The sequence below is a fragment of the Microbispora triticiradicis genome (genome assembly GCF_005864065.1).
GTDB lineage: Bacteria > Actinomycetota > Actinomycetes > Streptosporangiales > Streptosporangiaceae > Microbispora > Microbispora triticiradicis.
The window spans coordinates 98,239-119,766 of record NZ_VANP01000020.1 but is presented as its reverse complement, the minus strand read 5'-3'; the positions used below and the strand labels follow the sequence as shown (position 1 = coordinate 119,766).

General features: G+C 68.8%; 12 protein-coding genes. 4 read left to right on the top strand and 8 right to left on the bottom strand.

Features of this window, described 5'->3' with window-relative positions:
• Positions 1–270: 270 nt before the first annotated feature.
• Positions 271–1,740, top strand: a complete 1,470-nt coding sequence (locus FED44_RS32935; RefSeq protein WP_244302464.1) for a glycoside hydrolase family 10 protein — start codon at positions 271–273, stop codon at positions 1,738–1,740.
• Positions 1,741–1,987: 247 nt separating this feature from the next.
• The gene (locus FED44_RS32930) at positions 1,988–4,474 is read left to right on the top strand and encodes a SpoIIE family protein phosphatase (protein WP_167521659.1); all 2,487 of its coding nucleotides are present in this window, start codon (positions 1,988–1,990) and stop codon (positions 4,472–4,474) included.
• Positions 4,475–4,510: 36 nt separating this feature from the next.
• On the opposite strand, the gene FED44_RS32925 is transcribed toward FED44_RS32930, so the two are convergent.
• The 4 genes from FED44_RS32925 to FED44_RS37850 form a co-directional block, all read right to left on the bottom strand.
• On the bottom strand, positions 4,511–5,884 hold the full coding sequence (locus tag FED44_RS32925; RefSeq protein WP_138463107.1) for an acyltransferase family protein: 1,374 nt from the start codon (positions 5,882–5,884) through the stop codon (positions 4,511–4,513).
• 262 nt (positions 5,885–6,146) lie between these two features.
• The gene (locus FED44_RS32920; RefSeq protein WP_138463106.1) at positions 6,147–8,843 is read right to left on the bottom strand and encodes an RICIN domain-containing protein; all 2,697 of its coding nucleotides are present in this window, start codon (positions 8,841–8,843) and stop codon (positions 6,147–6,149) included.
• Positions 8,844–9,319: 476 nt separating this feature from the next.
• Complete coding sequence (locus FED44_RS32915; protein WP_138463105.1) at positions 9,320–12,211, bottom strand: glycosyl hydrolase family 95 catalytic domain-containing protein; 2,892 nt, start codon at positions 12,209–12,211, stop codon at positions 9,320–9,322.
• 121 nt (positions 12,212–12,332) lie between these two features.
• Positions 12,333–13,793 (bottom strand): arabinofuranosidase catalytic domain-containing protein, encoded by a 1,461-nt coding sequence (locus FED44_RS37850; protein ID WP_138463104.1) that lies wholly within the window; start codon positions 13,791–13,793, stop codon positions 12,333–12,335.
• 344 nt (positions 13,794–14,137) lie between these two features.
• Here FED44_RS37850 and FED44_RS32905 point away from each other — a divergent pair, with 344 nt between their 5' ends.
• Positions 14,138–14,653: a hypothetical protein gene (locus FED44_RS32905; protein WP_138463103.1), complete on the top strand. Its 516-nt coding sequence runs from the start codon at positions 14,138–14,140 to the stop codon at positions 14,651–14,653.
• 264 nt (positions 14,654–14,917) lie between these two features.
• Here FED44_RS32905 and FED44_RS36160 read toward each other — a convergent pair whose 3' ends face one another.
• The 3 genes from FED44_RS36160 to FED44_RS32890 form a co-directional block, all read right to left on the bottom strand.
• Positions 14,918–16,555 carry a YncE family protein gene (locus FED44_RS36160; RefSeq protein WP_167521658.1) on the bottom strand — a complete coding sequence of 546 codons (1,638 nt, stop codon included), beginning with the start codon at positions 16,553–16,555 and terminating at the stop codon, positions 14,918–14,920.
• A gap of 255 nt (positions 16,556–16,810) precedes the next feature.
• Positions 16,811–17,941, bottom strand: coding sequence for a serine hydrolase domain-containing protein (locus FED44_RS32895; RefSeq protein WP_111697851.1), 1,131 nt, complete (start codon positions 17,939–17,941; stop codon positions 16,811–16,813).
• 75 nt (positions 17,942–18,016) lie between these two features.
• A complete protein-coding gene (locus FED44_RS32890; RefSeq protein WP_138463102.1) occupies positions 18,017–18,688 on the bottom strand; it encodes a DUF4097 family beta strand repeat-containing protein in 672 nt (223 codons plus the stop codon).
• Positions 18,689–18,910: 222 nt separating this feature from the next.
• On the opposite strand from FED44_RS32890, the gene FED44_RS32885 reads away from it, so the two are divergent.
• Positions 18,911–19,645: a GbsR/MarR family transcriptional regulator gene (locus FED44_RS32885; protein ID WP_111697849.1), complete on the top strand. Its 735-nt coding sequence runs from the start codon at positions 18,911–18,913 to the stop codon at positions 19,643–19,645.
• A gap of 271 nt (positions 19,646–19,916) precedes the next feature.
• Here FED44_RS32885 and FED44_RS32880 read toward each other — a convergent pair whose 3' ends face one another.
• A complete protein-coding gene (locus FED44_RS32880) occupies positions 19,917–21,380 on the bottom strand; it encodes an RICIN domain-containing protein (RefSeq protein WP_208759302.1) in 1,464 nt (487 codons plus the stop codon).
• Positions 21,381–21,528 lie beyond the last annotated feature (148 nt).

Here is a 21,528-nt window from a genome sequence, read left to right as displayed (position 1 = left end):
CAGGGCCCTGGGCAGGCCATATACGGGGGTAGGACGCCAGCCTGACGACGGCCCGCCTCCGAAAGTTTCACCCCAGTCTTGACATGTTTCGGCGTGGTTTCCACACTGAGGTCCCGAGGCGGCCCTCCTGTCCGGTGGTGGTGCGCAGGCAGGGGGCCGCCGTTTCGCGACGCCTGACGGGTGTGCGTTCCCAGTGATGGGGCCCGCGTCCATCCCGCGCGGCATGTCGCCGCAGTACTCCCTTCCCGTTTCAGTTATGGAGGCTCAGGCATGGGCGTACGCGCCAATTCCCGGCCTGGAACCCGGCAGCCCTTCACGGGGATGCGGCGGGCTCTGGCCGTCGGTGCTCTCGGTGTGCTCGGTGCGGTCACGGCGTTCGCGGCGGCTTCGGCCCCCGCCGACGCGGCGGCCAGCACGCTGGGCGCGGCGGCGGCGCAGAGCGGCCGTTACTTCGGCACCGCGATCGCCTCGGGCAAGCTCGGCGACTCGCAGTACACGACCATCGCGAACCGTGAGTTCAACATGGTGACCGCCGAGAACGAGATGAAGATCGACGCGACCGAGCCGAACCGCGGTCAGTTCAACTTCTCCGCCGGCGACCGGGTCTACAACTGGGCCGTGCAGAACGGCAAGCGGGTGCGTGGTCACACGCTGGCCTGGTACTCCCAGCAGCCGGGTTGGATGCAGTCGCTGTCGGGCAGCAGCCTGCGGCAGGCGATGATCGACCACATCAACGGGGTCATGTCCCACTACAAGGGCAAGATCGCCTACTGGGACGTCGTCAACGAGGCGTTCGCCGACGGCAACTCCGGTGGCCGGCGCGACTCCAACCTGCAGCGGACGGGCAACGACTGGATCGAGGTGGCCTTCCGCACCGCGCGGAACGCCGACCCGGCCGCCAAGCTCTGCTACAACGACTACAACATCGACAACTGGTCCTGGGCCAAGACGCAGGGCGTCTACAACATGGTCAAGGACTTCAAGCAGCGCGGCGTGCCGATCGACTGCGTCGGCCTGCAGTCGCACTTCAACAGCCAGAGCGCCTACAACAGCAACTACCGCACCACGATCTCCAGCTTCGCCGCCCTCGGCGTCGACGTGGCGATCACCGAGCTGGACATCCAGGGCGGCTCGGCGCAGACCTACGCCAACGTGACCAACGACTGCCTGGCCGTCTCGCGGTGCGTCGGCATCACCGTGTGGGGCGTCCGTGACAGCGACTCCTGGCTCGGCGCGAACACCAGCCCGCTGCTGTTCGACACCAGCGGCAACAAGAAGGCCGCCTACACCTCGGTCCTCAACGCCCTCAACGCCGCCCCGCCCGTCTCGCCCTCCCCGCCGGTGAGCCCCAGCGCGAGTCCTTCGGACAGCCCCAGCCCGACGCCGCCGGTCAGCCCGTCCCAGTCGCCGTCGCAGTCGCCGTCCCAGTCGCCGTCGACGGAGCCGGGCGGATGCAGCGCGACGATGCGTACGGTGAACTCCTGGCCCGGCGGGTTCCAGTCCGAGGTGACCGTGCAGGCGGGCAGCGCGCCGGTCAACGGCTGGACCGTGAAGTGGACCTGGCCCGGCGGGCAGAGCATCAGCAGCCTGTGGAACGGCCAGCAGAGCGTGTCCGGCTCCAGCGTGACGGTCCGCAACGCGCCCTACAACGGCTCCATCGCCTCGGGTGCCTCCACCACCCTGGGCTTCACCGCCAACGGCAGCGCGGCCACCCCCTCCGTCACCTGCTCCAGCCCGTGACCGCCTGACCTGAGAACCGAACAACCGGACCGAGCGGGTCCGGCCGGAGCACCTCGCCCGGCCGGACCCGCTCGTTCGTCTGCCCGGGGGCGGCGCCGCTCCCTTCCGGGAGCGAAAGGGTCACAGTCGTAAGATGACGAAGTAGACGAGATTGCCGCTGGTCAGAAGGCATGCCATGGGGGTAAGCGGTTCGCGTCGCACGCGACGGGCTGAGGGGAAAGGCGGACTGACCCGGCGCACGATCGTGGTGAGCGTGCTGCTCCTGGGCCTCATCAGCGGCGCCTTCGCGTTCCTCCTGCCGGCGATCGTGGGTCTTCGTGAGGCGGTGGATCTGACGAACCACTCCAGGCATGTACTGACGAGCGCGAACCACCTCCAGAGACTCGTCATCGACCTTGAGACCGGCCAGCGGGGGTTCGTCATCGCCGGGGAGGAGAGCTTCCTGCAACCATGGAGACAGGCCCGCGCCGCCATTCCCGAGCAGGCGGCCACCCTGGAGCGTCTCGCGACCGCGGGCGCCCCCGCGCAGGGAGAGCGGGCGCGCCGGATCAGGCAATCCATCGAGGCCTACATCCGTGACTATTCGGTCCCGACCGTGGAGGCCGCGCGGCGGGATCCGGCATCCGTGCACACCGTGGCGGTGACGCAAGACGGAAAGCGCCGCGTCGACGCGATCAGGGGCCAGTTTCAGCAGTTCGTGACCTTTGAGGATCAACTTCTCGCGTCGCGACAGGCACACGCCGCCGAAGCCGCTGTCCGGGCCACCGCGGTGGCGTCGATCGGGGTGGTGGGATCGATACTGCTCATCCTCGCCTTCGACACCTACCTGATCCGGTCGATCGTCCGGCCGGTGCGAAAAGCGGCCGCCGTCGCCTCCCGGCTTGCCGACGGAGACCTCACGGCGCGCATGCCCGAAACCGGTGCGGGCGAGATCGGCGAGCTCGAAGTCGCGTTCAACAGCATGGGGCACTCGCTGGAGGAGAGCCGCAAGCTGACCGAGAAGGCGCACAGACGCCTCCAACTGCTGTACGACGCCAGCACGGCGGTGGGCACCACCCTCGATGTGCGGCGGACGGCGGAGGAACTGGTGGAGGTGGTGGTCCCCGAGTTCGCCGACTTCGTCACGGTCGACCTGGAAGTGGCCGTCGTACAAGGCGATGACCACCACCCGGACGAGGGCGAGACGCTGTGCCGGGTGGCGATCGGAGGCATCGGGAACACCGCGTCGTTCCACCCGCCCGGCGGGCCGATCACGTGGGCCCCGCCCACGCCCCAGGCCCGCAGTCTCGACCGCGGCCTCCCCGTGATCGAGCCCGATCTGCGGACCTCCACCGCGTGGCGGTCCCGGGATCCGGAAGAGGCCGCCCGGATCCTGGACCACGGCATCCATTCCCTGATCACGACTCCGCTACGTGCCCGGGGAATGCGGATGGGCGTGGTCAGCTTCTGGCGCTCGCGGCTGCCCGGGCGATTCGACGAGGAGGACCTGTCCTACGCGGCGGAGCTCGCCGCCAAGGCCGGCGTCGTCATCGACAACGCCCGCCGTTACACCCACGAACGCAAAACCGCGCTGACCCTGCAGCGCAGTCTGCTGCCCCAGCGGCTGCCCGTGCAGCCGGCGGTGGAGATCGCCTCCCGTTATCTGCCGGCGGGCGCACAGACCGGGGTGGGCGGCGACTGGTTCGACGTGATCCCGCTGTCCGGCTGCCGGGTCGCCCTCGTCGTCGGAGACGTCGTCGGCCACGGCATCCACGCCGCCGCGACCATGGGCCGGCTGCGCACCGCCGTACGCACGCTGGCCGACGTCGACCTGCCGCCCGACGAGCTCCTCACGCACCTGGACGACCTGGTCATCCACCTCACCGGCGATGAACAGCCCGGCACGGCGGAAGGCGACACGGCCGCGTTCGCCGAGCTGGGAGCCACGTGCCTGTACGCCGTCTACGACCCCGTCTCGCGCTGTTGCACCATGGCCACCGCCGGTCACCCACTGCCCGTCCTGGTCGCTCTCGACGGCGCCACGGAACTGGTGAGCGGGCCGGTCGGCCCTCCTCTCGGCGTCGGCGGCCTGCCCTTCGAAACCACCGAGCTGCGCCTGACCGCGGGCACCGTCGTCGCCCTGTTCACCGACGGCCTGATCGAGTCCCGCGACCGGGACATCGACCAGGGCCTCGCCGAGCTGCGCCGCGCCCTGGCGCTGCCGACCGCATCGCTTGAGGACACCTGCGACACCGTGACCGGCGCCCTGCTCGGCGGCCGCGCGGCCGACGACGCGGCCCTTCTCCTGGCACGCACCGCGGCCCTCTCCCCGGACCAGATCGTCACGTGGGACGTCCCCGCCGACCCGGCCGTGGTCACGTACACCCGCAAGCTCGCCATCGACCAGCTCCTCGTATGGGGACTGGCCGAGATGGAGTTCGTCACCGGGCTCGTGGTGAGCGAGCTGGTCACCAACGCCATGCGCCACGGGACCGGGCCGATTCAGCTGCGGCTGATCCGCGACCGCACACTGATCTGCGAGGTCTCGGACGGCAGCAACACCGCACCGCATCTGCGCCGGGCCCGCGTCTTCGACGAGGGAGGCCGTGGACTGCTGCTGGTCGCACAGCTCACGCAGAGCTGGGGCACGAGACAGTCGACCTGTGGCAAGACCATCTGGTGCGAACAGGCCCTGCCTCCCCCCGTGCCGAGCTCGGACGGGACACATGGCGACCAGGTTTCCAGGGCGGCATGAGACGCCACGCCATCGTGCCGGCTACCGGATTCGGCGTCACCGGTGGCGCGGTCCGGCCTCCGTGGCAGGAGGAGTCGAGCGCAGCAGGCGCAGGACCGCCGCGCAGGCGAGGTAGGTGACCAGCGCGACCGCCGGCATTCCTGATCCGGTCGGAGCGGTGCTGGGCCACAGGCTGTTGGCGAGCAGGGCGAAGGCGACTCCCGCGAATCCCGCGATGGCCAGGCACGGCCGGAAGACCCGGCAGGACGCCATACCCGCCAGGACGGCCGGCGTCGGGAGCGAGATCCGGCGCCGGGCGCCGCGCACCTCGATCGGGCCGAAGATCGCGACGAGTGGCGTGAGAGCGGCGCCGAACAGGACCAGCAACGGGATCCGCCAGGCCAGCCACGCGGCCGATCCGGCCTGCGGAGTCGGCAGCACGCCCGCGACGTGCAGCGCGGCGACGAGCAGGATCGCGGCGGAGATGTGCCAGAGGAAGATCGTCATGATCACCGAGTTGACCGCGACCACGGCGATCCACCTGCGGCCGCGCCGTAACCATCGCTCGCCCCGATCCCGCAGCAGCAGCGCCACCCCGAGCTGGGCGGTGGCGACCGCCAGCAGGGCCAGGCTGGGCGGGGACATGTTGTGCAGCCGCTCGCCGGGCACATTGATCATGCTGATCGGGTAGGGACCGGCGAGGGTGAGCAGGAGCAGCGCGCCGGTCCCGCCGAGCAGCAGCGACACCGCGACGCGAGGGCGAGCCGACAGTCCGTCCCGCCAGGCGAAACCCGTCTGGTGGACGGCCAGCCAGCCGAACAGGAAGTTGCCGCCGCCCCAGAAGTCGTGGCCGAGGAGACGGGCCACGTCACCGGCTGCGACGAGCCCCACCAGCACCGGCGGGACGGCGAGTCCGTACCGGCGATGGAGGGCGTACATCGGCGGGGTCAGCACGACCACCACCAGGTAGGCCACGAGGAACCACAACGGGATCGAGGCCAGCCAGACCACCGTACGAACCCGGGCAGGGTCGGCGTCGAACAGGCCCGCCGCCAGCGCGCCGCCTCCCAGCACCAGCACCAGGGCCGTGGTCGGCGGGATCAGCCGGCCGCTCCGCCTGATCAGCCACTCGGTGGCGTTCCCTCCGCGGCGTCGCTCCGCGGCCAGGGAGACGGCGTTGGCGTACCCGCCGACGAGGAAGAACACGGGCATCACCTGGACCACCCAGGTGATCGGCCGCGCCCACGGCAGCTCCGGCAGCGCCGACCGGCCGGTCAGCTCGCCGTGCTCGTCGTAGCCGACCACCGTCGCCAGCCAGTGTCCGAGGACCACCGCGACGATCGACACGGCTCGCAGCAGGTCGACGAACCGCTCCCGCGACGGCGGCGTCCGCTCCGCGAGCCGCCGGACCTCTCGCGACGCGGCCCCCATGTTCTGCATGTTCCCCGGCAGACGTTCTGCTGACTGCCGCTCTGGAACAAGACCGCCTCCACGTTCGGAGGATGGGCACCACCGGTTCGGTAGAGATCGAGCGATGGATCAGACTCCGTCGTCAGGCTCGGGTCAAGACCGGTCTGGACGCTCGCGTTCGACCGGCGTACGTTCAAGCCGAATTCGCAGCACCCCGTGACCCGGCCTCGTCATCACCTCCCTCGCCCGCCGTGGCCGGGGTGCCCCAGGTGGTCAGGTGGTCTCAGGCCGGGATCAACTGCCATTGCTGGTTGGTGCCGCCGTTGGCGGTCCACTGCACGACCTGGGCACCGTCGGAGGTGGACGCGCCGTACACGTCCGCCAGCAGCCCGCTGCTGTAGCTGACGATCGTGTAATAGCCGTCGCCGGTGGACCGCAGGTACCACAGCTGGTTGGTGCCGCCGTTGGCGGTCCACTGCTGCAGTTGCAGCCCTTGGGTCGTACTGCTGCCGTTGACGTCGAGGACCTTGCCGGTGGGGACGTAGCGCAGGGTGTACGCACCGCCCTGACCGCTGGTGACGGTCCACGCGCCGGAACCGGACTGCTGCACGGCCTTGGCGCCGTCGGCGGAAGAACCGCCGGCCACGCCGAGCGGCTTGCCGCTGTTGCGGTTGACGATGCGGTAGGTCGCGCCCGACACCGGGCCGCTCGAACCGGACCCGAGATTGAAGTACTCGACCGCGTCGCTGAACGTCGTGGCACCCGACTTGGCGGTCGTCAGCACCAGGTACACCCGCGAGCCGCTCGCCGGTGTGGTGAAGGTGACCGGCTGGGTGACCCGCGAGCCGAGTGGGATGTTCAGTGTGGTCTGCCCCGACGCGATCACAGTGCCGTCGGGCCGGTCGAGCCGTGCCGACCAGGAGAATCCGACGGAGGTGCCGCGCAGGTCGTCGTTGAAGACGGTGATGTCGCGGGTCACGGAGGCGTTGGAGGCGTAGGTGTTCACGGCCTGCGGCAGCGGGAAGGTGCCGTTGCCGTCGGAGGCTCCGGACGCCGACCAGTAGGGCAGGTCGATCGCCGCGACCGGATTGAACGCCGCTTGGACGCGCTGGATCTGGGGGTTGCTCCAAGGATCGGACAGGTTGTCCGCACCGTAGAGCGGATGACCGCCCTCCTCCGGCACGAAGTCCGTGGAACGCACCCCGGGCACGAAACCGGCCCACGCGGACAGCAGCGTGTACGGACGCAGGTCGGCGGCGTCCTTGCCACGTTTGGCGGCCGTCGCCGTGGCGAACCACATGAAGCCCTGCTTGGTGTTGCACTTGTTCCAGACGTACTCGCCCTCACCATCGGGACGGCCGGTCACGGTGGCCACCCGCTCCCCGTACTGCCCGACGCCGTCGAGGTAGTGGGCGAAGACCGCGAAGTTGCCGTACCTCATGTTCGGGTACCGGCTGGGTGCGTCGGCGCCTGGCGCGGCGTCGAGGCTGACCGGGCGGGTGCCGTCGTTGCCGTTCATCGCCGCGTAGAGATCCTGCTCGAACTGCTCGGAGTCGTTGCCGAAGGTCGGTTCGTTGGCCTGGCTCCAGCGGATGACGGCGGGATGATTGCGGTCCCGCAGCGTGAGCGCGCGGGCGTGAGCGACCATGTTGTCGTGCCCTGAGACGAAGTCCTGCGCGCTGCCGCGGATGCCGGTCTCGTCGATGATCATCAGGCCCGTCTCGTCGGCCACGTCGAGCATGTACGGACTGGCCGGCTCCTGGTGGATGCGCACCACGTTGTAGTTGAGCCGCTGGTAGTTGTCCACGGCCTGCGGCCAGCCGCCGTTGCCCGCCGAGGGCGGGAGGAAGCCGGGCAGCGTGTCGTAGGCGTCGCCCTTGCCTGCGTTGTCGACCCGGTCGTAGTCCGCGCCCTGCAGGTTGTCACCGCGGAAGTTCACCCGGACGCCGTTGATGTAGTAGTACTCGCCGTTCTGGGTGGTCTCACGGAACCCGAACCGGTATGTCGCGTCACTTGTCCGGCCGTCGTCGGTCGCCGCGCTGACCTTGAGACGGTGAAGCTGGGCTCGATACCCCGACCGGTAGGGGACGTTCGGCCACCAGTACGAGGTGCTGCCGAGGTTCCACGCGACGGAATCGACCGTGACCTTGGCCGTGGACCGCGCCCCCACGGTCACGGTGCGGGCCGGCAGCGCCGGGTAACCGAACGTCCCGCCGCCGTCCGACGACAGCTCGCCGGTCACCGTCACCGATCGAGCGCTGCTCGAGGTGTTGGTCACCCACACGTCGTAGCCGAGGGTTTGATTCGCCACCGAAGTACGGATGAACGCGTCACTGACGTACACGGCCGGATACACCCGCAGGAACGCGGAGCGGAAGATCCCCTGCGGGACCGCCTCGGACCAGTCGGCGGCCACGGGCACGATGTACTTGCCGTTCGCCGGGTTCTTCAGCGCGCCGCGGCCCTTCACGTCGACGGTGATCGTATGAGTGGTGCCCGGGGCGGCGTAGGCGCTGATGTCGAACTTCGACGGGGTGAAGGCCGTGGTCTGCGTCGCCACCACCCGGCCGTCCACCGACAAGGTCGCCTGGTGGTTCACGGCGCCGAACTCGATCCACGTCGACTGCGGCTGCCCCGAGTCCGGCACCGTCACCGTACGCGAGTACACCGCCTGGGACACATCAGTGAAACCCTGCTTGTACCAGCCACCTCCGGGCACCTTGATCGACGTCGTCGACCGGCCCGCCGGGGTGAAGCTCCACGTCCCGGCGAGATCGACCGAGGCGATCGCGGCATTGCCCGCGGTGAAGCCGTCGATGTCCCCGGCGGCGGCGACCGTCGCGCTGGACTCCGACGGTGCGGACTGCTGTGCCGCCACAGCCGGCTGAGCCCCGATCATCGCGACAAGGAAGACCGCCAGCACGGCCGGCCACCTGCTCACCGGACGTCGAGGACGGGAGGAGGGATCGCTCCGCTTCATGGGTAATCCTTTCGGGTGAATCCCTGGTGCGATGTGCGTCTCATCCGGCCGCCGCCCACGACGCCGCGGCGGAAACCGACGGCTCGATGGGGGCACGCTGTCTCCTGGTGATGGCAGTGTCGTATCGATTCGACGTATGGCCGGACACCACACGTAAGCTCGTGCCTCCTTACTGTCAAGGCTCATGGTTCAGGTGAGATGGGATCACTTGGGCCAGACGTTTCCACCACAGCCGATTCGCGATGGGAACCCCTACGTCGTGCAACTTTCAGACCGCGTCGGACGTCTCGTACATAGGATGTGTCAGCGGTTCCGAGATCGAGAACCGGAAGCGCATGCGGCGGAAATGTCCAGACTGGGCTGGATCTCCAGCGACTCGATTCGATGCCACGGCGAGCCCGTACGCGGGGCCACCGGTTCCGCCTGCCACTTGCCCTGACGCCGGGCGCCGGGCCCACGCCGACGCGGTCTCGCCGTCACACGGTGATGAGCTGCCATTCCTGGTTGGCACCGCTGTTGGCGGCCCATTGGATGACTCGGGCGCCGTCGGCTGTGGACCCGGCTTCGACGTCCGCGCACAGTCCGTTGCCGGCGTTGACGATCCGGTAGTAGCCGCTCGTGGCGGCGGGGACGAGTTTCCACCGCTGGTTCGCGCCGTTGGTGTCGGTCATCTGGACGAGCGCGGTGCCCTGGTTGGCGTTCGGGCTGGTGAGAGCCTTGCCGCTGCCGAGACTGATCAGCCGGAAGGAGCCGTCGGAGTTCTGTGTCATCCGCCACTGCTGGTTGGTCCCGCCGGTCCAGGGCCACTGGACGATGGTCGCGCCGTCGGCGGTGGAGCCGCCGTAGACGTCCAGCACCTTGCCGCTGTTGCGGTTGACCAGGCGGACGACGCCGGTGGACGGGCCGCCGGCGCTCAGCTCGACGGTGATCTGGGTCGGCGTACCCGCGGTGAGTGACACCTGCCGGGCGTGGCTGCCCAACGGCGAGGCGGTGACGCTCGCACCGGTGGTCAGGGAGGCGATCCCGCGCCGGCAGATGAGCGTTATGGTCTGGGTGATGTCGGAGACGACGGCGGCGGTGACGGTCCGGGCGTTGATGTCCCAGGTGAGCGAATCGATCCGGATGCGGTTGCGGCCGCGTACGCCGGTGATCGTGCCCTTGGCGAACTGGTCGGGCAGCGCGGGCAGCAACTCCAGGACGCCGGGCCTGCTGTAGATCAACGCCTCGGCGAGAATCGCGGGCAGCGAATTGGCGGCGTCGGCGTTGTAGATCGACAGGTTCGGGTTGTGCGAGGTCATCAACGATCGGAAGACCATGTTGTTGCCCAGGATCTTCCGCAGGTTGCCGTACACGCCGGCGCCGTCCTTGAGCCGGGCTCGGGCGAGGCCGCGGTGGATGGCACCGTGGGCCTCCCCTCCCTCGTCCCCCCGCAGGTCCAGGGCGCGGCTCGCGTAGCGGATCAGGTCGGGCTTGTCCTCGGGGTTGATCTCGTGCAGCGGCCAGACCGGGTACATGTGCTGTACGTGACGGTGGTTGTACCGGTCGGTCAGGCTGGGCCACGACCATTCCGCGAGCGCCCCGTCGCCGTTGATCCGGTAATCGGGCATCTTGGCCAGCAGGGCGGTCCAGCGTTGCACGCCCTGGCCCGGGCCCTGCTCGGTGCCGAGGAAGTCAGCGGCGTCGATGGCGGCCTGCAGCGCATGCCTGCCCGCTGCGATCTCGCCGGTCGCATTGATCGACAGTTGCCTGCCCGTGTTGCCCGGGCTGTTCTCCATGGAGAAGCACGGCACGAAGACGACCCTGCCGTTGGCGTCGGTGCGGGTGAGGAAGTCCTCGTAGAACAGTGCGAGCTCGATCAGGACCGGGGCGAGCCTGGTGCGGTAGAAGGTGGCGTCACCGCTGACCTGGTAGTACTCGAGCAGCGGATAGAGCAGCCAGTCGGCGCCGCCGATCCAGGTGTGGCCGGGGAACCCGCTGTCGAAGTGCAGCATCTTGCCGTACTCGCCGTCGGTCCGGGAGGGAGCGAGCAGGCCGCGAGCGCCGTAGAGGTTTCTCGCGTTGGTGCGCCAGTCGTCGATCTGGCCGAGGATCAGGGTGAAGTAGCCGTCCATGGCTTCGGTGAGGGACAGGATGTTGCCCCCGGCGACCTGGAAGTTGACGTTGGCGTCGGTGGTGAAGTCCCCGGCCCACGCCGCGTCCCAGGCGCCCGTCCACAGGCCGGTCAGCCGTGGTGGCAGGACGCCGCTGGAACTGAGGAACAGATAACGGCCGGAGTCGTACATCCGCTCCAGCAACGCGAGGTCGATGACGTTGCGGTTGGAGTTCTGCCGGCCGATCAGTTCACTGGTCGGCAGTTGCCGATCGGCCGCGCTGACGTTCAGGTCGAGGCGTGAACGGTCGTACAGCGGGGTGTGCAGGGCGGTGTGCCGCGCGAGCAACGCCGTGTAGTCGGCGGTCAGCGCGGCCAGCGCCGTGTGCAGGGGTTTCGCGTCCCACGCGGTGGACGACTCGTAGCGGTCGAGTTTCGTCAGCAGCACGAGCTTGGTCGCCGCGGCCACGACGATGGTCGACCCGCTCACCCGTACCGAGCCGCCGGTCGCGACCACCCGGGTGACGCCCTCATAGCCGAACGCCCCCTGCCCGGCCGGGTATGTGCCCCGCAGGTTCAGGTAGCCGTCACCGTTTCCGACCGTGGCGAGCGTGGTGAAGCCGACGGACCCCGGTACGCCGCTCAGGGCCGTGTTGACGCTCAGCGTGGTGTCGATCGTCCGGCCCGGCGCGGGAGTGAGTTCGTGGACGATCACCCGGTCGGCTCGGGAGGCGAAAGCCCGGCGCGTCCACGCACCGTAGCTGTCGGTCCACGTCGAGGTGACCTCACCGGTCCTGAAATCGGTGACCCGGGCGTAGTTGCCGACCGTCGTCATCCCCGGGGTGCTGATTCGCAGCGCGTAGCCCGGATGGAAGGTCTGGGTCCAGCGCAGCGACCATCCGGAGGTGAAGTCGCCGGTGGCACCGTTGAAGTCGCCGGCAAGCGCCTTGTCCCTGACCCCCGCCAACCGGCCCGACAGAACCGGCGGAGTCAGGTTACGGGTGCCGTTGGGCAGCACGAACCGATGATGCGTGAAGACCACCTTCTCCAGAGTGGGCGCGCCGTAGAGCATGGCCCCGTACTCCCCGTTGCCGGTAAGGAAGGCATCGGTCCAACTCGCGGCCGCGGCCGTGTCGTAGATGCCGCGTTGCGGCAGCGTCACCTGCGGCGGCACCGCGGCAGCCGCTCGGCCGGAGAAGATCGCCGAAGGAAGCGCGGCGGCGCCGACGGTCGCCGCCGTGGTGGCGATGAAGCGTCGACGGTTCAGCGGCATGTTCATCAAAGCTCCTGGTGGCGGGTTGGGGTGATGACCGCGGCCGAGCGTCGCCTGTACGGGCAGAGGACCGTTTCCGGGGGAGCCGTGGCCCCACCCGGGTTCCGGACCTCTGCCCGTGGCTCAATCAGCTGCGCAGGGTCCACTTCTGGTTGTTTCCGCCGTTGCAGGCCCAGAGGATGAGCTTCGTGCCGTTGGCGGTGCCCGCCGCGTTGGCGTCCAGGCACAGCCCGGACTGCACGCCGGTGATCGTGCCGTTGGAGTTGACGTTCCACTGCTGGTTGGCCTGGCCGTTGCAGTCCCAGATGATCACCTGGGTGCCGTTGGCGGTGCCCTGCCCGTAGGCGTCCAGGCACTTGTTGCCGTACACCTGCAACTGCTTGCCCGAGGTGTACGTCCACCGCTGGTTGGTGCCGCTCCCGCAGTCCCACAACTGCACCTGGGTGCCGTTGGCCGTGCTGGAGTTCGGCACCTCGACGCACCGGCCGGACTGGCCGCCCACGATCTGGACGCCCTGCTGCGGGTTGCCGCCGCCCGCCGGCGCGTAGCCCGCGGCGGCGATGTTCGCCTGTACGGCGTCCTCGGTGGCGGCGCTCGGATAGCCGGAGGTCAACACGCCCTCGAAGAAGGTGCCGCGGCCGGAGACGCTGTTGTCGCCGCCGATGCCGAGCAGGATGGCGCCTTCCTTCTTCATCGGGTTGTAGCCGTTGGGGCGCCGTCCGTCGAAGTAGTTCGTCAGGCCGCCCGACTGCGCGTTCCCGCCCCGGATGGCCCAGTGATTCGGCTCGCCCTTGACCATGGCCGTGACGAAACGGTGGTTGATCGACGCGAGGTTGTTGTAGCCCGCGTTCACCCCGGAGAACAGTCCCCACTCCAGGTCGGCCATGATCCAGGGACCGGCCCCGGCCCCGTAGCCCCACTGCTTGTTGGCGCCGAAGTAGACGGTCTCCATGATGGCGGGGGAGTCGGCCTGGCCGTCCGTCTGGGCGTTGCCGTAGTCGAAGCAACACCACTGGTTGTAGTGCGTGCCGTCGACGACGGCATAGATGCCCTCGGGCTGGTCGCCGGTCGCCACACCGTTGGTGTTGTTGTTGCGGTAGCCGGTGCCGGGCTCCACGCGGACGCCGTAGGCCTTCTGGCCGCCGATGGTGATCGGGGCCGCCTTCGCGTCGGCGAGGTTGTCGTATCCGCCCGCGGCCGGACCCTTCCAGTAGCCGGGCGGCGCCTGGGTGAGGCGGTTGTTGCGGCCGGACTGGTCGTAGAGGATGGTGATCACACAGTTCGTGCCGGCGCAGAACGAGTCCTGCGTGGCGGCGTTGACGACTCCGCCCGCGCTCAGCACGCCGATGTCGCGAGTGGTGTTGTCCGAGGCGCGCCTGACTTGGTAGAGCGGGCCGTTGTAGGCCGCGTACAGAGCACGCGTGGTGCTGTGCGCCGCCACACACGGCGTGCCACCGGCCGCGTAGATGTCACACGGACCCTGCGTCGCGGCCTGCGACGGCGTGGAGACGCCGGTCAGGCAGGCGGTGGCGATCAACGCGCTCGCCCCGGCCGTGAGCACCCTTCTCAGGCTCCCGAAAAGCATCATGCCTTCTTCTCTCAATCAGGAATCATGACCGGACGGCACCGATGCGGCAGGACTGGCCAGGCGCGTGTTAGCGCTAACATCGATGAGCGTCCGAATCGATTCGATGGTTAACGGGGTAGTGCGGAGTCAAATCAAGGAAGGTCCCGGCGTCAAGCACGTGGATCGCCTCTCTCGGACGCCCCGGCTGCCGTCGGCGCGCCGCCTGGGCTCTTACCGCGACAAGTGCGCACCGTCGCGATGGGATGTCGTGAAACTTTCATCCCCCGCGTCCGCCGTGCGGCACGCCCTCACCCGCCTCATCCAACCGGCCGTCCCGCTCACGTGGACAACCAGGCGGCCCCAGATTGGACGAGATCAACTGCCGCATAGAAATGGGACTATTTGTCCGGCGAGCCGTCTGCGCGGACGCCTTCGCCGCGTTCCCGAGAGCTGAAAGTGAATCCCCCCGCATGCCTCTGTCTGTAAGGGTCGCCCGGAACCTGATCTGGGTCCAGGCGACACTCGCCCTGCTCGGCATCGTCCTGCTCATCCCGGAGCTGGTTCTCGATTCCAACGATGTTTTGGAGAACCTGCTCTACGCCCCCTTCTACCTTCCGCCGATCCTCGCCGGCTGGTTGGCGAACCAGTGGCGCACCCGTCGCCCACGGATCCGTCACGCCACCATCGCGGTCCAGGTCGCCATCCCCCTGCTCGACTTCGTCCACTTCTTGGTCGAAGGCACTTTCGAGTGGGTTCTGACCGCGCCCTGGTCCGCGCTCATCGTGACGCTGCTCCTGCTTCCTCCGGCGAGAACCTGGTTCACGCCGACGCTGCAAACCCCCGGAACCCCGTCGCAGCCGGCACCGCGGCGACTCCCGTGAATCCCGCGGTGGCCAGCCACGACCGGAAGATCCGCCAGGCCGGCCACGCGGCCGATCCGGCTCGCAGCAGGTCGACGAACCGCTCCCGCGACGATGGCGTCCGCTCCGCGAGCCGCCGCACCGCCCGCGACGCGGCGCCCACGTCCTGCATGTTCCCCGGCAGACGCGGAGGTACGAGCTCCTTCTCGAAGCGCGCGCCGGCGACCACCGCGTTTGACCGTCGGTGACGGCGATTCGGATCGCCGTCACCGGGTCGCCGGGATGCTACGTGGCCGGTTGGAGGACGGTGACCACATGGCTGGTGTTCGCCGGCTCGATGACCGAGTTCCCAACCAGCCTGACGGTGTACTCGTGTTCACCGGCCGTGGTCGGCGTATCGGCGAAGCCGAACGATCCGTCGGCGGCGGGAGCCACCTTTGGCAGGGCTTTCGAGGTGACGGTGCCATCCGGGCTGACGACCTTGCGCGAGACGACGATCGTCGTTCGCGGGAAGGAGACGCCGTCGGCGCCGAAGGTTCCGCTGAATTCGAGTCGCTGGTCGACGGTGCCCGTCGCCGGTCCGGTCACGGTGAGCACCGGCCGGTACGGGGCCACCGTCACCGTCGCCGAGGCGCCGCGACCGTCGAACCATGAGTTGCCGGGCCAGTACACCTGATAGCGGAACGCCCCGCTGGAGGGTGGAGTGTCGGTGAACTCATAGGTTCCGTCCGCCGCCGTGGTGATCTCCTGATAGGGCCTGGAGGTGCCGTCGGGGAGCCAGCGGTACAGTTCGAGCGTCTGTACGCCGGGCAGCGAACCGGTGCTCAGCGTGAGCCGTCCGCTGAAGGTCGACTGCGTGAGCGCGGTCGCCGCGGAGGGAGCCGTCAAGGTCAGCGCGGAGGAGTGGTAGGGCGAAGGCGGCAGCCGCCAGAGGTGCATCCGCCCGGTGCCGGTGTCCTTCAGCACCGCCCAGGTGTATATGCCGTGGAAGGCGATGCTGCCCGCCACCAACGCCTTCCCCTGGTGGTCGGCCTCGTAGATCACCTCCGCCGTGGCCGGGTCGTACACCACGAGTTCCGCGGTGTCACCCGAAGAGGAGTTCCAGCCGCCCACGACGTACGCGCCGTCCGGACTGGCCGCGACAGCAGCGGGGAGGCCCTGCTCGCTCAACTCGCTGCTGTCGTAGGCACGGGCCTGAGTCAGGGTCGTCGTGTCCCAGGCGTCGAACCGGCGGGTGCCGTCCAACGCCGACAGTGCCGACCCGTCCTCGGTGAGGGCGAGATCCCGCAGGGGCGGCAGCCCGTCCGCGTCGCCGCGGATCTCGCCGCGCGGGATGCCCGGGGTGGTGTTGACGTCGTACACCCTGACTACAGCGGGACTGACTCCCGGCTCCCCGGCCACCAGCGTGGCCCCGGCGACGGCGACCAGCGGAGGCCGGGTCGTGCCCGGCCCCACCCGGACGGGGGTGGGTGTCGCCGCCGACACGATGAGGCCGACGACACCTCCCTCTCCAGCTTCGCCGCACCCGTATCCGATCCACAGCCGGTCGTGGGACTGCGCCAGATGCGACGGGCACGGGTACGCACTGAGGTCGATACGTCGGGTGATGGTGGCCGTAGCGGTGTCAATCTCGATCACTTCGTTCGAATCGCGCAGCGCCGCGTACACCTTCCTGGCGCCGTCCGATACGGACAGGGCGACGGCGCCGGACAGGCCGCTGATCGTGTCGATGGGCCGGCCGTCGTAGGACGCGACCACGATCCGGTCGTCGGCGGCGACGAAGACCTTGCCGCCGCCGGCCACCACGTCTCCGCCTCTGCCCGCGACGACGCCGAGGTCGGCGACGACCCCGGTGTCCGCGGCCGCGGCGGCCGGCGACTGAGCGGCGAGCAGGCTCGCCATCACGAGCAGGGATCCGGCCAAGGCGACTAATCGGCGGGATAGGGGAGCACGGCCAGAGGTCGACGGGCGCACATGCACTCCGTTCTGATGAGAAGGGGAGAAGCGAGCACTCTGACGTGCCTGGAGGACCCGCTTCCGATGGCGATCTTCATCAATCGAACGTATATTCGCATAGTGCGGCATCCTCGTCCAGGGCGTCTTCGGTACGGCGAGTGATCGACGGGTGCGACAGCAGCGGCCGCTCGCACGGCGTACGGGCCGAGGCGCTCGGCCCGTCTACTGAGCCGGCTCCGCCGAGCCGACCGGCCCGGCCTGTCCGCCGCCGAAAACCTCTTTGACTAGCCTTTGCGTCGCCTTCTGGAACGCCTCGCCGAGGGACAGCGCGGCGTCGTCGACATAGTTGAGCGCGGCGGTCAGGGTCTTGCTGCCGTCAGGCGTGCTGTACATCAGCGCGGCGTGACCCGCGGCTCCGCCGTTGTGGGTGATGACGGTGCCGCTGTTTTCGCCCGCGTCCTGCACGAACACCCCCAGGCCGTAGCCGGCCTTGGGCTCCGGCGTGCACATCTCGGCCAGCAGAGGGGCCGGCAGGAGCTTGCCGCCCACCAGCGCGGAGATGAACGTGTGCAAGTCCCGCGTGGTGGAGATCATGTCACCGCCGCTGGAGATCCAGGAGGGGTTGTGGCGGGTGACGTCGACCGTATGGGTCTGGCCGTCCTCCTCGTAGCGGTAGTAGGCGTGGGCGTGCGGCTCGGGGATGTCGGTCTCGGTGGCCGGCTGAACGGTGCCGGTCAGGCCGAGCGGGCCCAGGATGAGGCGCTGCATCTCCTCGGCGACCGGGCGGCCGGTGACCTTCTCGATCAGCAGCCGGGCCAGCACGTAGTTGGTGTTGGAGTAGCTCCAGTCGGTGCCGGGCTCGAACCGTGACGGCTTGGACAGTGCCAGCCGGACCAGCTCCTCGGGCCGGTAGGTGGTGAAGCGGTTGTCGATCCACTCCTTGCCGGAGGGGGTGGCGGGGATCCCCGGCACGAACGTGCCGTCCTCGAAGTACTCGCCGGTGAAGTTGAACACCCCACTGGTGTGCTGCAGCAGCATCCGCACCGTGATCCGCCGGTCCAGCCCGAACTCCGGCAGGTAGTCGGCGACCGGGCTGTCCAGCTCGACCTTGCCCTCGGCCACCAGTTGCAGCACCACGGTCGCCGTGAACGTCTTGGTGTTGCTGCCGATCCGGACATGTCCGTCGACCGGCGGCTTGGCGTTCTCGCCCAGCTTGGCCACCCCTGCGCTGCCGACCCACTCGCCACGTTCATCGTGCACACGCATCGTCACCCCGGTGAAGCCGGCATCGATCATTTCCTCGATGACCTTCTGCAGCTCCGGGCGGTCCTGGTCGGTGAGGGTGAGGGACATGGTGGCGTGCTCCTTGAGAACTGTTACGGATTTCGATCGAACGGACAGGATCGTCGCGCCTGAGAGGTGCCCCTCTCACAGGCTGCGGGCGGTGATGTCGCCGTAGGCGGTGGTCGCGTGGATGGTCAGGGCGGCGTCGGCGCCGTCGGTGTTCCTGAGCGCGTTGTGGATCCGGCCGTAGGTGGTGCCGGCGTCCAGGGCGGCGGAGACTCCGCGGGCGGCGCCGACGGAGATCTCACCGGCCTCGGTTCGCAGCGTGACGGTGCCGCTCACGGCCTCGGTGATGCGGAGGTCGCCCTTCAGGGTGCTGATCTCCGCGGGGCCGCCCAGGCGGCCGACCGAGACGTCGCCGGACTGAAGGGTGAGGCGAGCGCTCGCGGCCTCATCAAGCTTGACCGAGCCCTGCGCGCTCTCGACGACGACGTCGCCGAGCCTGCCGACTCCCCGGAAGTCGGCGAGGGCCGCCTTCGCTTCGATGCGGGAGCCGGCGGGCAGCTGGACGGTCACCTCGACGGATCCGGAAGGGCCGAGGATCTGGTTCTTCGCCTCCGGGGCCTTGATCCGCAGGACGCCGTCGCCGTACACGACCTCGGTCTGCTCCGCCGCCGTCACATCGCGGCTCTTGGAGGCGTTCGCGGGGAGGACCTCGACCGCGGTGTCGGCCCGGTCGGCGGCGATGAACCGGATGCGGCCGGCGGGGACGTCGAGGACGGCGGTCACCGGGATGGGGGTGTCGAACTTCTGCATCGTGCTCTCCTGCGGCTCGTTTTTTCCGATAGCGGAAACACTACGTTGCATTTCGCGATGCGGCAATCAGCTCGTTGTGTAAGACGGCCGTCACTGCAGGTAGAAGGCAGTATTTTGTTGCAATGGTTTTAAATCTAATGCAACAACACTCACTGCGCACGTTGCAATGAACCGAGAGTGAACGCTATTCTGGAGGCACCGCAGACAACGAAGGAGACCGCGATGCCGGGAGGCCGACTTACCCAGCAGGAACGCCAGCAGATCGCGCTGGGACTGGCCGACGGCCTCGCCTACGCGGAGATCGCCAGAGGCCTCGACCGTCCGACCTCGACGATCACGCGTGAGGTGATGCGCAACGGCGGCCCCACCGCCTACCGCGCCGACCTCGCCCACCGCGCCACCGAACACCGCGCCCACCGCCGCAGGCGCGCCGCTCCCCGGGACCCCAACACGCCCCCGCAGGCCCACGGGCGCGATGCCGAGGCCGTGCGCGAGTACGAGGAGACGTTCGCCACCGTCTTCATGCAATCGGGCCTGCCCAAGATGACGGCCCGGGTGCTGGCCGGCCTTTACACCGCCGACACCGGCAGTCTCACCGCATCCGAACTCGCCGGGCGCCTCCAGGTCAGCCCGGCGTCCGTCTCCAAAGCGATCACGTTCCTCGAAAGCCAGGGGCTCATCCGCCGGGAACGCGACGAACGCCGCCGCGAACGCTACGTGGTCGACGACGACGTCATGTACCAATCCACGATGGCCAGCGCCCGCGCCACCGCACACCTCGGCGAGGTCGCCCGGCAGGGCGTCGGCATCCTCGGCCCCGGCACCCCGGCCGCCGCCCGCCTGGAGAACATCGCCCGCTTCATCGACTTCGTCTCCGAGAGCATCGCCCGCGCTGCGGACCAGGCCCGCGAGATCCTCCACACGAAACCCGAAACGACCTCGGACGGCGTCACCTGAGCCGTCTTCGGATCGTGGGCGGGCAGCCTCGGCGACCACCGCCGGGACATCGGCGGCCGAGATGGCCAAGGTCCTGAAGGAGGCGGATCCCGCCGACCGGAACGACCTCCACATGCGGATGGGCCTGCACCTCGCCTACGACCCCCTGGAGAGAGTGGTCGCAGTCGAGGCCAGGCCCGACATGTTTCGGATCCCCGGCACCGAGCGCGCAGCACGAGCGCGGCACCGGGGAGGACGTGACCGCGGATCCGCGGTCACGGCGAGACGACCGTCAGACGGCCGTGCGCGACCACTGCTGGTTGGTGCCGCCGTTGCACGAGTACTGCTTGAGGATCACGCCGTCCGCGGTGGACGCGGCCGGTACGTCCACGCATTTGCCGCTGTGTCGTGCCCGGAGCTGGAAGTAGCCACCGTTGGCGACCATCTGGAACTGCTGGTTGTTCCCGGTGCCGCAGGTGTACTGGATGAGCTCGGCCCCGTCGGCGGTCGAGGCGCTGGTCACGTCGAGGCACTTCCCGCTGTGGCGGCTGATGACGCGCCAGTAGCCGCTGCCGGCGTCCTGGAAGCGCCACTGCTGCCACGCGTTGCCGTTGTAGGTGTACTGGTCGATGCGCGCGCTGTTGTTGGTGCTGGCCTGCTGGACGTCCATGGCCTTGCCGCTGTGGCGCGCGTCGATCCGGTAGAACGTGTCCGGCTGCGGCGAAGACGAGGGCGAAGACGAGGGCGAAGGCGAAGGGCTGGAGTCGCCGACGGTGTCGCCCCAGCCGTAGCGGACCCGGTTGGCGCCGTAGCCGTTGCGGGTGGACAGGTTGAGGGTGGTGCCGCTGCCGCCGAGAGCGAACATCGAGTACCAGTCGTAGCCGATGGTGCCCGGTTTGCCGCCGACGGCGGGCCAGTAGGTGCCGCCCATCTGGTTGTCCCGCATGACCTGCGTCACGGCGCGGAGGTAACGCACGAAGTTGTCGGTGCTGTTCGGGTCGCCGTAGTTCAGGCCGGTGGACATCGGCGCACCGTACTCCGTCACGACCGCGCGGGAGGCGCAGTTGCCCAGAAGCGACTGCATGTGGCTTCGGAAACCGTCGTAGGTCATCGCGCTGTAGAAGAAGGCGTAGTAGTGGAAGGAAAGCAGCGTCGAGTTGAAGCGGCTGTCGTTGCAGATGTCCCGCAGGTCCTGGCTGAAGCCGGTGCCGCCGATGAGTACCCGGCCGGGCACCGCCGAGGGGTGGGAGCTGAGCCAGTTCGCCGCGACGTTGCGCCACTCCGACGACGAATAGCCGTGCGGCTCGTTCATCGGCTCGAAGTAGACGTTGCCGTTCGAGCCGTACGTACTGATCACGCTGGACCACATCGCGTTCCATGCGGCGAGGTTCGTGATCCTGCCGCCGGAGGCGGCGCCGTCCTCCCAATAGGCCAGGATGACCTTGAATCCGCGTTCGGCGGCGGCGTCGATGGCGCCGCGGTAGGCGTTCCACCAGGTCGTGTTGGCAACGGTGTGCGTGTTGATGGGCAGCCGGACGGTGTTGACCCCCATGAGGTATTCCATGCTGTCGTAGAGCGAGTTGGCCTTGGCCCGTACCGTCGCATTGCTGTCGGACTGGCTCAGGCCCTGCACGACCAGCGGGCCGGTGCTGAAGTTGTCACCCAGCACGGCCCAGTTCATGCCTCGGAACTGGCTCGTGGCGGCGTTGGCCGACGGTGCGGGGGCGAGGGCTGCCACTGCGGTGAGCGCGGTCACCACAAGGACGATCAGCAATCGGCGCGCCGACCGGATGCTCCGCGATGGTCCTGATAAGTAACGATCAGACGCCATGCTCAGTGCCATGAAATGTCCCATCACTAGATGTCTGCTCGGAGAGGTTGGTGACGCGGCTGATGGGTGGACA